Genomic DNA, 15,008 nt, shown 5'->3' on the forward strand with positions numbered 1-15,008 from the left:
ATAGGCAGGTGCAGGTAACAGCGAACTCTGCACCTACCCACGGAGAGAGACATGGCAGAACGCCTCAATAATGACTTTCAGTTTCTGGATGTAGCACGCCAAGATCCAGAGAAAAAAGATATTACTGTCCGCAAAGCAGAATTTGTGGAAATTTATAAGCCTTTTACTGCTGATGTTGCAGCGAATCAGACACATCGTTGTCTGGCTTGTGGTAACCCGTATTGTGAATGGAAATGCCCAGTGCATAACTACATTCCAAACTGGTTAAAACTGATTGCTGAGGGTCAGATTTTCCAAGCGGCAGAACTTTGCCATCAAACTAATACCTTGCCAGAAGTCTGTGGTCGTGTTTGCCCACAAGACCGTTTATGTGAAGGGGCATGTACCCTGAATGACGGTTTTGGTGCAGTGACGATTGGTAATGCTGAAAAATATATCAATGATACTGCTTTTGCACTGGGCTGGCGTCCAGATATGTCGCATGTCAAATGGACAGATAAAAAAGTGGCGATTATTGGTGCTGGCCCTGCGGGTCTAGGTTGTGCTGATATTCTAGCGCGTAATGGCGTAAAACCAGTCATTTTTGACAAACGTCCTGAAATTGGAGGTTTGCTCACATTCGGTATTCCAGAATTTAAAATGGAAAAAGACGTCATGAAACGCCGCCGTGAAATCTTCACGGGTATGGGTATGGAATTCCGTTTAAATACTGAAATTGGTACAGATGTTACGATTGAACAACTGCTACAAAAATATGACGCAGTGTTTATGGGAATGGGAACCTATACCTATATGAAAGGTGGTTTCCCCGGTGAGGATCTGGACGGTGTCTACGATGCACTGGATTTCCTGATTGCAAATGTCAATCGTTGTCAGGGTTGGGAAAAAGATGCTGGCGAATTCATCAGTGTCGAAGGTAAAAAAGTGATTGTACTGGGCGGTGGTGATACCGCGATGGACTGTAACCGTACCTCGATTCGTCAGGGTGCTGAACAGGTGACCTGTGCCTATCGTCGTGATGAAGCCAACATGCCGGGTTCACGTCGTGAAGTGAATAATGCGCGTGAAGAAGGGGTGAACTTCCTATTTAACCGTCAACCGATCGAAGTTGTTGGTGAAAATGGCAAAGTGACTGGTGTTAAAGTTGTTACCACTCAATTGGGCGAGCCTGATAGTCGTGGTCGACGTAGTCCTGAGCCAATTCCGGGTTCTGAAGAAGTTTTGGCAGCCGATGCAGTTTTACTGGCATTCGGTTTTCGCCCAAGTCCAGCAGACTGGTTCACTGGTGCGAACATAGGCTTGGATGGTTCAGGTCGTGTGATTGCGCCTGAACAACAACAGTATAAATTCCAGACCTCTAACCCGAAAATTTTTGCGGGTGGTGATATGGTACGTGGTTCTGACCTAGTGGTGACAGCCATCTGGGAAGGTCGCCAAGCAGCAGAAGGTATTTTGGATTATCTTGATGTTTAAAATCTAGAGATTCAAAAGCGATGTGAAGCCCGCAGTGATGCGGGCTTTTTATACTGCGCCAAAAGGTAAAAGCTGAAGAAAATGATCGAGTAAAATAGACGAGCTACGTTTATTCCAAATACAGTGTGTTTCAGAAAGAATGTCATTATTTTCCATTTCAATAAATCGCACATAATCCTTTTTAACGACTGCATCGATTTGGGCACGAGAGCAATTCCTAAACCCAATTCTACGAACTCCACGATGGTGAGCCAGTTCCGAACCTCATGCATAGCCTATGCTTCCAGTAAAGCCGCTTTGATTGGGCTGACTCGGGTTGCAGCTTTGGAATTGGGTGCTTATGGTATTACTGTAAATGCGATTGGGCCTGGTCCTATTGAAACAGAGCTGTTTAAGCAAGCCAATTCAAAGGGTGCTCCAGAAACGGAACAGATTTTAAAGAATGTGCCAGTACAACGTTTCGGACAGCCTGAAGATATTGCTCATGCTTGTGATTTTTTTCTCAGTGAAAAATCAGGATTTATTACGGGACAAATTTTATATGTCTGTGGGGGCATGACCGTAGGCCTAAATCCGATTTAAATTGTTTAAATATAGTTCATTTAAAACGCAACGATAAAGTGCTTTCAAATAGAATCAAACGGATTTATTGGTCAAAATGAGCACTTTGGCAAATGGCTGAGTTTTTATGCAATATACAAATGTATAGAAATTTCTAATACTGATTTCTCCGTTGTATTGTTGAGGAATTCCCATGAGCTTAGCTCAAGTGACGAAACAAAAATCATATCTAAATCGTCCGAAAGCGCTTGGTATTACCGTACGTCGTCTACAATTTCACCCTGAAAAAATTAAACGACATTACTTTGCCAATTCACCTGTCATGTCACATATGCTCACGGCCTTGTCTTCGACCTTTCCGATTGGTGAACAATTTTTTGTACATAGCGTACGTAATGTTCGGGATAAAGTAACTGATCCAACATTGCAGGCGCAGATTGCGGCTTTTATTGGGCAAGAAGCCATGCACTCCAAAGCGCATAGTGAATTTAATGATGCATGGCGACGTGATCACTATAATCTGGATCGTTTTCAGGCATGGTTAGCGCGAAAAAATATTCATGTCCGCAGCTTACATCCTAAAATTCAGTTGGCCATTACCTGTGCCTTTGAACATTTTACCGCATTATTAGGCGGCTATATTTTGCGTCATCCTGAAGTGCTGAGTACGCTCGATGAAGATGCGATCAAACTTTGGGTCTGGCATGCGATTGAAGAAATCGAACATCGCGCAGTCGCTTTTGAGGTGTATCAGGCAGTGTACGGTGATGACCGTGTTCGTCGTTTGTTGATGCGTAGCGTCACGACAGGCTTTGCGAGCCTAACGCTGTATTCAACTACGCGTTTGTTTTGGCAAGATAAATGGCGCAGTTTACCTAAAATTGGAGGCAATCTATTTGGCTTATATTTGTTAGGCAAAATGCTCATTCAATTATTACCTGAATATTTGTCCTATTACAAAGCGGACTTTCATCCAGCGGAACAGGACTATAGTCAGATTGTGAAATACTGGAAAGAGAAAATGGCAAATGAATATCACATGCAAAGCTTTCAGGAGGAAGTCATGCCAAAGCTCTATAGTTAAATTAATTGACTACAAAGATAAGTTTCACAAAAACGGATGCAATGTCCGTTTTTTGATGATGTAAAGAAAAGAAACAAACATCACTTTCAATCCTCGCTAAAATGCATTTATGTAAAAAAATTCCAAGAAATACTAAGAGGATATCATCATGAATCTTTTAAAAAAGACTGCGGTTGCAACTTTAATTGCGAGTACTTTGGCTTTTTCTGGCTGTGGTTATAACACTTTACAGGCCAAAGATGAGGCGGTGACTGCTTCATGGTCAGAAGTGCAAAACCAATATCAACGCCGTTCAGACTTGGTGCCAAATCTGGTCAATGTGGTCAAAGGTTATGCAACGCATGAAGAAAAAGTATTAACTGAGGTCACTCAGGCACGCTCTAATGTTGCAGGGCTAAAAGTTGATCAAAGCGTACTTGAAAATCCAGAACTATTTAAAAAATATCAGGAAGCACAAAGTCAGTTAACAGGTTCGTTATCACGCTTGATCGCAGTATCTGAAAATTATCCAGACCTCAAAGCCAATGAGCAATTCCGTGATTTACAGGTACAGCTTGAAGGCACAGAAAACCGGATTGCAGTGGCACGTAATCGTTATATCACCACCGTTCAGGATTACAACACTTATGTGCGTCAGTTCCCACAAGTCATGACTGCCAAAGTGATTGGTATGCATGAAAAACCAAACTTTAGCGCAGAAGCTGGCGCAGAAAAGGCACCAACGGTTTCGTTTAACTAAACCTGATTAGGTAAATAGGTGCTGTGATGATTAAAACTGCTATGTTGGAGATGCAAAATCGCTGGAAAAAAGCGGTTTTGATGCTGCTGTGTTGTTGTGGATTTTTATTCTCGACCACGGTCTGGAGCGAAGTCGCCACTGCACAGGATTCGGATGATGCTGATACCATCATTGCAGGCAAGATCATTCAACAGCAACAAAACCCGCAGCAACAAAAGTCAGCAGTATCCACACCGCAAAGCTCGACTACGGTTCAACAGCCTGAAATTGCCAATGATATGGCGGATGGTGAATCGATTCGAGGTTTGCCAAGTATGAATGAGCCTGTGATTGATCAGGCAAACTTGCTCACGGCAGAACAAAAACAGGCGATTTCACAGCAAATATTAAAACTTTATCAGGACAATAAAGCGCAAATCGGCATTGTCATTGTTCCGACTACGGGGCAGGAAGATATTTTTGATTATGCCATGCGGGTCGGAGAAAAATGGCAATTAGGTTCAGCCAAGCGTGATAATGGTTTGCTGATGGCGATTGCGGTCAATGATCGACGTATCCAGATTTTGACGGGATATGGTCTGGAAGGCGTCATCCCAGATATTGTCGCCAGTCGAATTATTCGCAATCAAATGACACCGTATTTTCAGCAAGGACAATATGCACAAGGCATACAAGCAGGTCTAAATGAAATTGAACGGGTCTTAAACCTTGATCCTGAAATTGCTCAACAAGCGGCGGCAGACTTAAAAGAACGTCAGGCGCAGGCCATGCATGAGCAAGAAGCTCGTTCACAAATGCTGGTTTATTCTCTGATTATTATTTTCGTTGGGGTATTTGCATCATTTATAGTAGGAAATCGCGTGAGTGCGGCAACTGCTGGTGTGGCGGGGATCGTGGCTGGGCTGGTCAGTGGGGTCGGTTTGGTTACCAGTATATTGGCGGGGTTTGGGATTTTTTTTTTTTTGATTACTTCACTAGCACAATTGATCTTGCAAATCTTTGCTTCTGGCGGAGGTGGTCGTGGAGGTGGAGGTTACGGCGGTGGAGGCTTTGGTGGAGGAGGCGGCTATAGTGGCGGCGGTGGTAGCTTTGGTGGCGGGGGGGCGTCAGGATCATGGTAACGAAAACAGATACAACACAAATCATCACTCAGCCGAAATTGGATGAAAAAGCACAACCGAGTTTAAAGCGTTGGTTGAAACATGCATTTTATTTTTCAGCCAGTAAACGCTTGTTTTCAAAACAGGATCAACTCGAGATAACAAATGCCGTTAAACAGGCAGAACATGGTCATATTGGTGAGATACAGGTGGTGATTGAAGGGCATATTCCTTGTTCTCAGGCTTATTATCAAAATACCCGTCGTCGTGCAGAACAGCTTTTTGCTGAATTAGGTGTATGGGATACGGAATACAATAGTGGGATATTGTTGTATCTCAATTTGTGTGAACGGCAGGTCGAAATCGTAATTGATCGGGGTATTTGTGCTTTGACGCATGAAGCTGAATGGCAAATGATTTGTCAGCATATCGTGGCTGAACTTAAAGCAAAAAATTATCGACAAGCGGTGGTCAAGGGTGTGTTGGAAATTGGAGAAATTTTAGATCAATTTTATGATAAACAGATCACAGATAAAGATGATGAGTTGGATAATTCACCAATTATTTTAAATTAACGAGAAATATCTGAAATGCTTTAAAGTGACAATATTTGTCACTTTTTTATTATTTACATAACTAGAAAAACATAATCAAAAAAAACTTTTTATAAACTACTGTTTTTTCTTCTGAAATGATTATAATCAGAGTTGGCATATTTTATGCTCATATAAATTAGCTTACAAAGCTTTATAAAAAATACACAATTCGTGGAGAATGTTATGAACGCACAAAAAGGTTTTACCTTAATTGAGTTGATGATCGTGGTCGCGATCATTGGTATCTTGGCAGCGGTTGCACTACCTGCTTATCAGGATTATACGATTCGTGCAAAAGTGACTGAAGCAGTTTTAGCTGGTTCTACATGTCGTACAGCTGTTTCAGAAGCTTATCAATCAGCATCTAGTTTACCAGCGGCTGGTGATTTTGGATGTGAGACTGGCTCATCTTCTTCTGCTGCATCTAAATACGTTCAGTCTGTTACTACTCAAACTGGTGGTATTATTCTTGTTACTACAACTACAGAAGGGAGTTTAAAAGATGCTGGTGGTAAAGAAATTTTAATGACTCCTTTGAAAGCTGATGGTACAACAGCGGCTACTGCAAATAGTCCAGTAGGAGCATGGAAATGTGGACCATCAAGTGATGCTACTAAAAAAATGCCAGTCAAATATTTGCCAGCATCATGCCGTGGTTAATATTTAAATAAGTTCTAAGAGGGATGTGTACAACATCCCTTTTTTTAATGGTATATCTTTGTGAAAGAAAATAAGATTTATATTCTACTGATAGTATTTATTACAAGCTGTATCGCATTTTTATTGCCTAATCACTATTATCCTTGGGTTTCAATCTACCAAGATTTTTCAGCTTTTTTAGCATTGGCTATAATATTTACTTTTTTTCTAAAAAAAAAATTAATTTTAGACCTAAAATTTTTATTCATTCTATTTATTTCTTTAGTTCCTTTAATTCAGGTCTTATTCAATAAAATATTTTTTTTTGGTGATGGTTTAGTTGCCTTTATTTATATATTTTCATTTGGTTTAGCTTATATTGCGACTTTAAATTTGGGGAGAAAAGATAGTATAGCGCCGTATCTATATTTTATTTCAAATATCTTTATTTTTAGTTCTATTATCTCGCTCTATGTTATTTTAAAGCAATGGTTGCTATTAACAAATGGTGGAATCTGGATGGCAGATTTACCGCCTAACGGTCGTCCTTTTGCAAATTTTGGTCAACCGAATAACTGTGCGACTTTTCTGTGTATGGGACTAATGGCATGCTTATATCTATACGAAAAAAAATATATTAATCAGGTTTGTGGAGTATTACTTACAAGCTTCATTTTATTTGGAATTACGCTTACTCAATCTCGTACAGCATGGGCGTTTACATTTGCTTTTTTAATTTGGTGGTTTTGGAAATCCCGATATTTTCAGATTCGATTGTCTAAATATTCCATTTTTTATTTTGTGGGAATATTTCTCTTTTTTATTGCTATAGTTCCTTATATTTCCGATTATTTAGGTGTCACCAATACAATAGATGCACTTACACGAGCAAGCTCAGGTTATTTAAGAATCCCAATGTGGCATCAAATGTTATTGGCGATCAAAGAGCAGCCATTATTGGGCTATGGTTGGAACCAAGTGGGTGTTGCTCAACTTTCGGTTTATCTGGATTATCCAACCACTGAGTGGACTGAACATAGTCACAATATTCTTTTGGATTTGCTGATCTGGAATGGTATCCCATTGGGGATTTTAATTATTGGGTTTTTTACATGGTGGTTATATCGTTTAAGTCAATTAGCAACATCCGTTGATGCTTTTATTGCTCTTTCAATGGTTGGAGCGGTATTGGTACATGCTATGCTTGAATATCCATTAGATTATGCTTTCTTTCTATTGCCTGTAGGCTTTTTATTGGGCTTGGTACAAGCTCAAGATAAAACCATAAAAGTAATTGAAATTCCAAGAACAGTGGTAGCAAGTTTGTGGACTATTTTCGTTGTTCTCTATATTTGGATATTTGTTGAATATCAAATGATTGAGAAAGATGTGCAATTGGTAAGATTTGAGGCATTCAATATAGGAACATTACATGCTGAACAGGCTGCTCCAGATGTGATTTTACTGACGCAATTAAGAGAGCAAATAAGATTTATTCGTACTCAACCTAAAGAAAATATGACCCCTGAGCAGTTGGATTGGATGAGAAAAGTAGCTTATCGTTATTCAACTTCAGCCGCTTTGTATCGTTATGCACAGGCTTTAGCACTTAATCATCAACCTGAACTTGCAAGAAAACATCTATTAATTTTAGAAAAACTGCACGGTCAAAAGTATTCTTTTGAGTCGTTATATCAAGTTAATCAATCTTTAGCCTTTGAATGGCAAAATAAAACTGGATCTAAACCATGAACGATCGTTTATCTAAGAGACAAAAGTTCTTTTTGGGGCATTTGGGCTTATCTTTGTCATTAGCTGTCATTATTTTAATGTGGGTATTTTTCTGTTGGTATCCATCTCCATTAGCTAAAGCGGTGGGCGTGACTCACATCTTTTTAATGATGCTGGCAATTGATGTAATTGTGGGACCAGTTCTTGGTTTTATTGTTTATAAAGAAGGTAAAAAGACCCTTAAATTTGATTTAAGTATCATTATTTTGATTCAACTTTCTGCACTTTGTTATGGAGTTTATAGCATTGGTCAAGGTCGCCCTGCGTGGTTGGTATATAATGTTGATCGTTTTGAATTAGTCCGTAATAATGAAATTATTGATCAGAATATCCAACGCACGAAACCTGAATACCAACACCCTTCTTGGTTTAAACCACAATATGTAGCGACTGCATTTGCTCAAGATATTAAAACCCGTAATGATGATATGTTCGCAGAAGCACTGGGTGGAATTTCTCTAGCGCAAAAACCTGAGCGTTATGTGGCTCTTAGCGAAGTAAAACAACAGATACAACAACGTGCCCAAAGTTTAAATGAACTAAATCAATTTAACGCTAAACAGGATACAGATAAAATCTTAAAGCAATATCCAGAAGCGGATAGTTGGGTTCCACTAAAAGCGAGTTCTGTTGATATGGTTGTTTTAATGAATAAAGAAAAAGGCCAAGTGGTTAAAATTATCGATTTAAGGCCTTGGAAGTAAGAGAGGATTTTCCTCTCATCATCCATCAGAAAAATCCGTGTATAATCCCCACACTCTATTTTTCGCACTATACCTATGCGCGCTTTTTTCCTATTTTTAGCGTCTATCCTCATTAGCCTTGCATGGTTATCTCCTGATCATGCTTTTCCGTGGCTGACATTTTCCAGTGAAATACTGAGTTTTGCAGCAGTGCTTAGTCTGTTGGCAGGACTGTGTGATCAAAATCTACGAGTTCCTAAAATTCAGTGGATGGCTTTACCTATTGTCATCATTCCACTGCTTCAGTGGGTGTGCGGACTGGTTCTGGATCTAAGTAGTGCTTTGCTATTTAGCTTTTATTTACTGGCTTTCTGGTTTGTTACGATTACAAGTTATAACCTTGCTATACAAAATGATCGAAAAAAGCTTTTTATTCGTATTTGCTATGTTTTACTTATCACTAGTACCATTTCCAGTGTCATTGCGATATTGCAATGGCTTAATCTGGATCAGCATCTTTATGGAGTCATGGAGCTTCGAGCAGGCAATCGACCATTTGCCAATTTTGCCCAGCCCAATAATATGTCGACCTTTCTGGTTATGGGACTGATGGCATGCTTGTATTTATTTGAACAACACAAACTCAGAAAATTATTATTAATTTCAGCGTCAGTAGTTATTTTATTTGCAATCGCTTTAAGCCAATCACGCACCGCTTGGGTGGTGTGCTTATTCTTTATGGTTTACTGGTCGTATAAAACTTATAAATATCCAGTGCGTTTGAGTATACCCTATGTGCTGCTCTGGGTGCTCAGCTTTGCCATGATGATTGCAGCTTTACCCATCCTAAATAACTTGATCAGCTCGTTGGGTGCAGCACAAGTAGTAGAAACGACATCAGTTGCTGAACGCGCCACTACAGGATATTTGCGTTTTGATATCTGGACGCAAATGTTACTAGCAATTCAACAGCATCCTTTGAGTGGTTATGGCTGGGGTCAAACCAGTCTGGCACAGCTTACTATTTTCAATCTGCATCCATCGCATGAATGGGTGACCAGTGGACATAATATTTTGCTGGATATTATCGTCTGGAATGGTTTGCCGCTTGGTTTATTGATCATTGGCTATATGACATGCTGGATTTTATGGTTAAATCAAAAAGCCAAAAGTTTAGAGTCAATTATTGCTTTGCTCATGGTGGGAGCAATTTTAATTCATGCTTTGCTTGAGTTTCCGTTGCGTTATGCCTATTTTCTCTTTCCGTTGGGCTTCTTACTTGGCTTTGTACAATCACAAGCTCCTGAGCTTAAAGCATCAATTTTATCCAAGTATGTAGTGAGGGGTGTTGTTGTTATCGGTAGTATTTTGATGTTGCTGATTTGGCGTGATTATACGGTGTATAAAATCAATAATGGCTTGGCTTTTCGTGGCGAACAGCCTACACAAACCGTGTGGGGAAGTACCGATATTTATGTGTTAACCCAATTTAAAGACCGTATGCTGTGGCTGCAAATGAATCCGACGACACAACTAAGTGAGGATGAACTAACTCAACTCGGTCAAATGGTGAAAAATCGGGCATCACCTTATAACCTGCATAAATATGCACAGCTTCTATTGGCAAATGGTAAGGCGCACGAAGCAGGTCAATATTTATATTACTTAAATATGTTGCATCATGAAAGCTATACGCTTCAGGACTTAAGTGCGGAAAATGCAGCTTCAGCCATTTATGGTGAAGATGAGAAAAAGCGCTAAAAATAAGATCCAGTTCACTTAAATATCATGAGGGCGCTGGATCTTATCAATTTATCAGCAAGAAAAATCATCAGGCGCCATGACCAACCTTATTTTAATTTTTTGGAATGAAAATCTAAGGCTGATAGCTAATTCCCATGATTTGTGCTGGTAAAACCAGAGCATCTATGGCTAAAGTAAATGGCACGAGGGGAAGTCGTGTTAATTTTTCTTGAGTAGATAGTGTAACTTTCTCTCTTTTGTCTTGATAATATTGAATCCTAACTTTATACGGTTTGGATAAGGGTTTTAAAGAATCTAAATTTTCTACGATAGGGTAGAGATTTCCTTCCAGTTTAATCTGAAAAATATAATGCTGATTTTGTTCTGTTGCTTCCCCGCAATCACAGGGTAAAATACCGTATTGTTTGAATAAAAGTGTTTCTCTTTGGTTTAAACTGCCTGTTGATGGCGTATAAGAAAATTTTAAATATCCTGTGAAGTGATGGCTGTCTTTATCAGGTGAAACAAAGTTTAAATCTTGGCGAAGCTGAATATCATCTGGGTTAAGTTGGCTAATTAAATTGAAAAAATCTGAGCCACCTTTATTAAGCACATAACTATATTGTTTTCCTGCAATCACAATCGCGTCTTTGGGTTCATTGACTAAAAATGTTGTTGGCTTACCAAAAGCCACCACTTCATCTTCAACCAACGTTTTCCATCGGTCTCCGTACTCATATTTTGTAAAAAGATCGTGTGTGTTTCCACCGATGGTCTGATTCGACGTACAGCCTGAAAGTAAAAACAAAGATGAAACTACAGTGAATAAGGAGATTATTTTTAAATTTTTCATCAGCATTTTGAATGGGTTAAATTGGTCTTTAAAATAGCATAGCATCCATAAGAAAGTTTATTGAATTGATTATTTGGACGTTAATCAATGGTTTTTATCTTAGTCTTATTTCAAAGCTAGATGTAATTTGAATATTTAAACTTTATGACCATTTATCCAAGTCCTACTGAATAAAAATCTGTTTTGTTGTAGCCTATTAGTATCGCTTATATTTTATTCATCATGTTTTATTGTGATGTGGCATCTCGGGAGCATGTTATGAATCTGGTTAAATATCTGGCGGTCATAAGTTTCATGATGATGAACGTGCCAACTGTGCAAGCTGAAGATGTTGCACTATTGCCCAGTATTCATGCGATGGCGGAATCTGAATTGCGAGAAGAAGCTGGTATTGTTCCATTTCAGGAAGATAAAGCAGTACGTCAGGCGCTTAGACATCATATTGATAAAATTCAAAATGATATACAGAATCCCAAAGTTAATCAGAACCCTTATATCGCAATTGATTATCAACCTACAACTTCACCTGATATGAGTCAACTTTCCCCATTTTTGCAGCAGTATCTTTTATCGATTACCTCAGGATTACAATCATCTGACCCGACCAGTGGCATATTTAATATGCTTGCGCCTTTAAATATCAACCGAAATAATGTCGATGCATTTCGTGATGGTACGATCAAAGTGAATGTAGAGGATGTATTAAGACTCCAGCAACAAATTAGAGATGGATTAAATCCACCACAAAATCCTTGGTTTCCACGTTAAATGGATTATTTAGAAATGATCGATTCAGCTAAATGATACTCCTTATTAATTACATCATATTTCCTTATATTTTTTTTAATTTTAAGCCAATGAGGCTTTATTTGCTGTTTAATAGAGGGTTCTTTCATAATTGATGCAGCTCTTAATGCGTAACTAATATAATTACGTTTGCCAATATACGAGAAGCGTCTATAAATATATTTTTTATGCCTTTCTAAGGGTTCTTCGCCACGTTTGATTCTTGATTTATTTATCCTTAATAGTTTTTTGTTTGTCATTCTAATGGCTTTTGATACCTTATGATGATATTGGATTAGGCCATTATCACGTAATAATATCTTTGTGCCATTGTACGTAAAACCAAGATACTGGAGTGGTTCCTTACTCATGTGTGGTCTGTGATAAACGTGTAAACCATCTTGAAAATAAACACGTTTAGTCTTCTCTGGGTGAATTTGTACCTTTAATTTCTGAATTCTTTTTTCTATTTCATAACCAATTTTTATTCCTAAATCTATATCACAGATTATTAAAATATCATCGCAATATCTATAATATGAAGCATTATATTTTGATAGATAAATTTTAATATTTTTATCAAAATCAAACATATAAATGTTTGATAAAAAAGCACTTATAGCTGAACCCTGTGGAATCCCTTTGGTTTTATTCTCTTTAATAATTAAATTGTTTTTCCGAATTTTGTTCCTGAAATCATTGCTAGAGCATAATCTTTTTAGGTTTTTATGATTTTTATTAATTGATAATCCTAAAATTTCGTAAACTTTTTTCCTTTCAACATACGAAAATTTTGTAATTGATTTATAAACTTGGTAATGATCTTTTGGAAGAATGTCTGTATTAAGGACTTGAAGCCAAGCATTCTTTAATATTGTATGATCTAACTCATCAAAAAAACTTTTTATATCATAACATAACGCAACACAATTTTTTCTTATTTTAATTTCATCAAAGACTTGCTTAGCAAAATGAATGTTATTAGGGGAGTTAGGTAATTTACGAAAGGCTAAAATATTTTCTGATAAATTTGATTCTTCCAGCAGTTCTTCATATTTAGGGGTAAGTAAGGCAGCATAATAAGCATAAATATGGCCATCTATATGTGAAGAATATTTGATAGGTCTAATTTTAGGGGGACATTTGATAATGGCATATCTATCTTTGTGGCCTTTGATCTTAATAATTTTCTTTTTATCTTTTTTTATTTTCCGTGTTTTTAGTTCAAAATGTATGAATGGATGGAAAGCATGACTTTCAATATTCTGAGGATTGGTTACATAATCATAAATTTTTTGAGGATGGATTGGATGGTCAAAGTGCAAATACTTTCGTTGACGATTTTGAAAAAAGTTAATGTCTATTTTTATCATTATTAGAAAACTCAAGAAAAGGTTGACGATAATCCTCGTATAACACGTTCTACTCTATGAATAGAATTTCTTGAGCATACCCAAGTACCCAATTTTACGTACCCTCTAGAAGAAACCTTCTACATCGTCTTTAGATCACGAAAGGATTATACTATGAGAAGCATTGATTACATTCTGTGGATTTCAATATACATCGGTTGTACTCTATTCCAAACAATATGCAACGTTTCACCAGAAATATTAGAAATTGTTCTAACATTGAGTGGAGCAACACTTGACAACAGATTACCTTCCCTATGTACTTTTACATAGGCATCTTAAGTATATGTAAAATATATGGATATTGCAATACTTTATTTATAAATGGAAAATCCCCGCATTTAGCGGGGATTTTTTTATCTCAGTGTCGATTAAACACGTTCGATAATGGTCGCGATACCTTGACCTAAACCGATACACATGGTCGCAAGACCAATTTGTGTATCTTGCTGTTCCATCACGTTCAACAGAGTTGTAGTGATACGCGCACCAGAACAACCCAATGGGTGACCGAGTGCAATTGCACCACCATTCAAGTTAATGATGTCTTGTTTATCATAAACGCCTAAGCCTTTCATGACTGATAAGCCTTGAGCAGCGAATGCTTCGTTTAACTCGATGGTTTGGATGTCTGCCATGGTTAAACCAGCACGTTTAAGTGCTTTTTGCGTTGCTGGCACTGGACCATAACCCATGATCGCAGCATCACAACCTGCAATCGCCATTGAACGAATCACCGCACGTGGTTTTAAACCCAATGCTTGAGCACGTTCAGCAGACATAAGTAACATTGCAGAAGCACCGTCAGACAGAGCAGAAGACGTTGCCGCTGTCACTGAACCACCTTTAGGATCAAACACTGGTTTCAATGCTTGGAATGCTTCAAGGTTAGCATCAGGACGAATCACTTCGTCGATGTCACACAGGATTTTGAAACCATTAGCATCATGACCTTCAACACCTACGATTTCGTTTTTGAAACGACCTTCTTGTGTTGCAGCCCAAGCACGGCGGTGAGATTCAACACCGAATTTGTCCTGTTCTTCACGGCTAATGCCATTCATACGGCCTAACATTTCAGCTGTTAAGCCCATCATGTTAGAGGCTTTGGCATAGTGTTTAGAGGCTTCTGGGTTAAGGTCGATGCCGTGCATCATCCCAACGTGGCCCATGTGCTCAACACCACCGATGATGAATACATCACCTTGGTTGGTTGCAATCTGTGCAGCAGCCGTGTGGATGGCCTGCATAGAAGAACCGCAAAGACGGTTAACGGTTTGACCGCCCGCAGTCTTTGGAATATCAGCCAATAAACCAATGTTACGAGCAATGTTCATTCCTTGCTCTAAAGTCTGGTTGACACAGCCCCAGATGACATCTTCAACTTCATTGGTATCAAACTGGTTACGAGCAACCAGTGCACGTACTAATTCAGCAGATAAACTGTCGGCACGTACATTGCGGAACATACCGTTACGTGATTTGCCCATGGCAGAACGAACGCCATCAACAATCACAACGTCACGTGGATTTAAAGTAGCCATTCAC

General features: G+C 38.6%; 14 protein-coding genes. 11 read left to right on the forward strand and 3 right to left on the reverse strand.

Going from position 1 to position 15,008, the window contains the following annotated elements; genetic code table 11:
- Positions 1–51: 51 nt before the first annotated feature.
- The 10 genes from J500_RS03265 (at position 52) to J500_RS03315 (ending at position 10,427) form a co-directional block, all read left to right on the forward strand.
- Positions 52–1,473 carry an FAD-dependent oxidoreductase gene (locus J500_RS03265; RefSeq protein ID WP_034698133.1) on the forward strand — a complete coding sequence of 474 codons (1,422 nt, stop codon included), beginning with the start codon at positions 52–54 and terminating at the stop codon, positions 1,471–1,473.
- Between the two features lie 198 nt (positions 1,474–1,671).
- Positions 1,672–2,055, forward strand: coding sequence for an SDR family NAD(P)-dependent oxidoreductase (locus J500_RS03275; protein ID WP_228130663.1), 384 nt, complete (start codon positions 1,672–1,674; stop codon positions 2,053–2,055).
- Between the two features lie 172 nt (positions 2,056–2,227).
- On the forward strand, positions 2,228–3,118 hold the full coding sequence (locus J500_RS03280; RefSeq protein WP_034698138.1) for a metal-dependent hydrolase: 891 nt from the start codon (positions 2,228–2,230) through the stop codon (positions 3,116–3,118).
- Positions 3,119–3,266: 148 nt separating this feature from the next.
- Positions 3,267–3,857 carry a LemA family protein gene (locus J500_RS03285; RefSeq protein ID WP_034698141.1) on the forward strand — a complete coding sequence of 197 codons (591 nt, stop codon included), beginning with the start codon at positions 3,267–3,269 and terminating at the stop codon, positions 3,855–3,857.
- A gap of 26 nt (positions 3,858–3,883) precedes the next feature.
- The gene (locus tag J500_RS03290) at positions 3,884–4,978 is read left to right on the forward strand and encodes a TPM domain-containing protein (RefSeq protein WP_034698144.1); all 1,095 of its coding nucleotides are present in this window, start codon (positions 3,884–3,886) and stop codon (positions 4,976–4,978) included.
- On the forward strand, positions 4,972–5,532 hold the full coding sequence (locus tag J500_RS03295; RefSeq protein ID WP_034698147.1) for a TPM domain-containing protein: 561 nt from the start codon (positions 4,972–4,974) through the stop codon (positions 5,530–5,532). Before J500_RS03290 ends, J500_RS03295 begins: the two co-directional genes overlap by 7 nt.
- A gap of 204 nt (positions 5,533–5,736) precedes the next feature.
- A complete protein-coding gene (locus J500_RS03300; protein WP_034698150.1) occupies positions 5,737–6,213 on the forward strand; it encodes a pilin in 477 nt (158 codons plus the stop codon).
- 60 nt (positions 6,214–6,273) lie between these two features.
- Positions 6,274–7,944: a PglL family O-oligosaccharyltransferase gene (locus tag J500_RS03305; protein WP_034698152.1), complete on the forward strand. Its 1,671-nt coding sequence runs from the start codon at positions 6,274–6,276 to the stop codon at positions 7,942–7,944.
- On the forward strand, positions 7,941–8,687 hold the full coding sequence (tfpZ, locus tag J500_RS03310; protein ID WP_034698155.1) for a TfpX/TfpZ family type IV pilin accessory protein: 747 nt from the start codon (positions 7,941–7,943) through the stop codon (positions 8,685–8,687). Before J500_RS03305 ends, tfpZ begins: the two co-directional genes overlap by 4 nt.
- A 75-nt stretch (positions 8,688–8,762) precedes the next feature.
- Positions 8,763–10,427: a PglL family O-oligosaccharyltransferase gene (locus tag J500_RS03315; protein ID WP_034698157.1), complete on the forward strand. Its 1,665-nt coding sequence runs from the start codon at positions 8,763–8,765 to the stop codon at positions 10,425–10,427.
- 115 nt (positions 10,428–10,542) lie between these two features.
- Here J500_RS03315 and J500_RS03320 read toward each other — a convergent pair whose 3' ends face one another.
- The gene (locus tag J500_RS03320; RefSeq protein ID WP_004994300.1) at positions 10,543–11,268 is read right to left on the reverse strand and encodes a hypothetical protein; all 726 of its coding nucleotides are present in this window, start codon (positions 11,266–11,268) and stop codon (positions 10,543–10,545) included.
- A gap of 252 nt (positions 11,269–11,520) precedes the next feature.
- Here J500_RS03320 and J500_RS03325 point away from each other — a divergent pair, with 252 nt between their 5' ends.
- Entirely contained in the window at positions 11,521–12,030 is a 510-nt protein-coding gene (locus J500_RS03325; protein ID WP_034698161.1) for a hypothetical protein, read from the forward strand.
- Between the two features lie 5 nt (positions 12,031–12,035).
- Here J500_RS03325 and drt2 read toward each other — a convergent pair whose 3' ends face one another.
- Together drt2 and fadA are read right to left on the reverse strand one after the other, a co-directional pair.
- Positions 12,036–13,421, reverse strand: a complete 1,386-nt coding sequence (gene drt2 / locus J500_RS03330; RefSeq protein WP_034698164.1) for an antiviral reverse transcriptase Drt2 — start codon at positions 13,419–13,421, stop codon at positions 12,036–12,038.
- A gap of 410 nt (positions 13,422–13,831) precedes the next feature.
- Complete coding sequence (fadA, locus tag J500_RS03335; protein WP_034698167.1) at positions 13,832–15,004, reverse strand: acetyl-CoA C-acyltransferase FadA; 1,173 nt, start codon at positions 15,002–15,004, stop codon at positions 13,832–13,834.
- Between the last annotated feature and the right edge of the window lie 4 nt (positions 15,005–15,008).

Source organism: Acinetobacter sp. 479375 (assembly GCF_000581715.1).
In the GTDB taxonomy this organism is placed as follows: Bacteria; Pseudomonadota; Gammaproteobacteria; order Pseudomonadales; family Moraxellaceae; genus Acinetobacter; species Acinetobacter ursingii.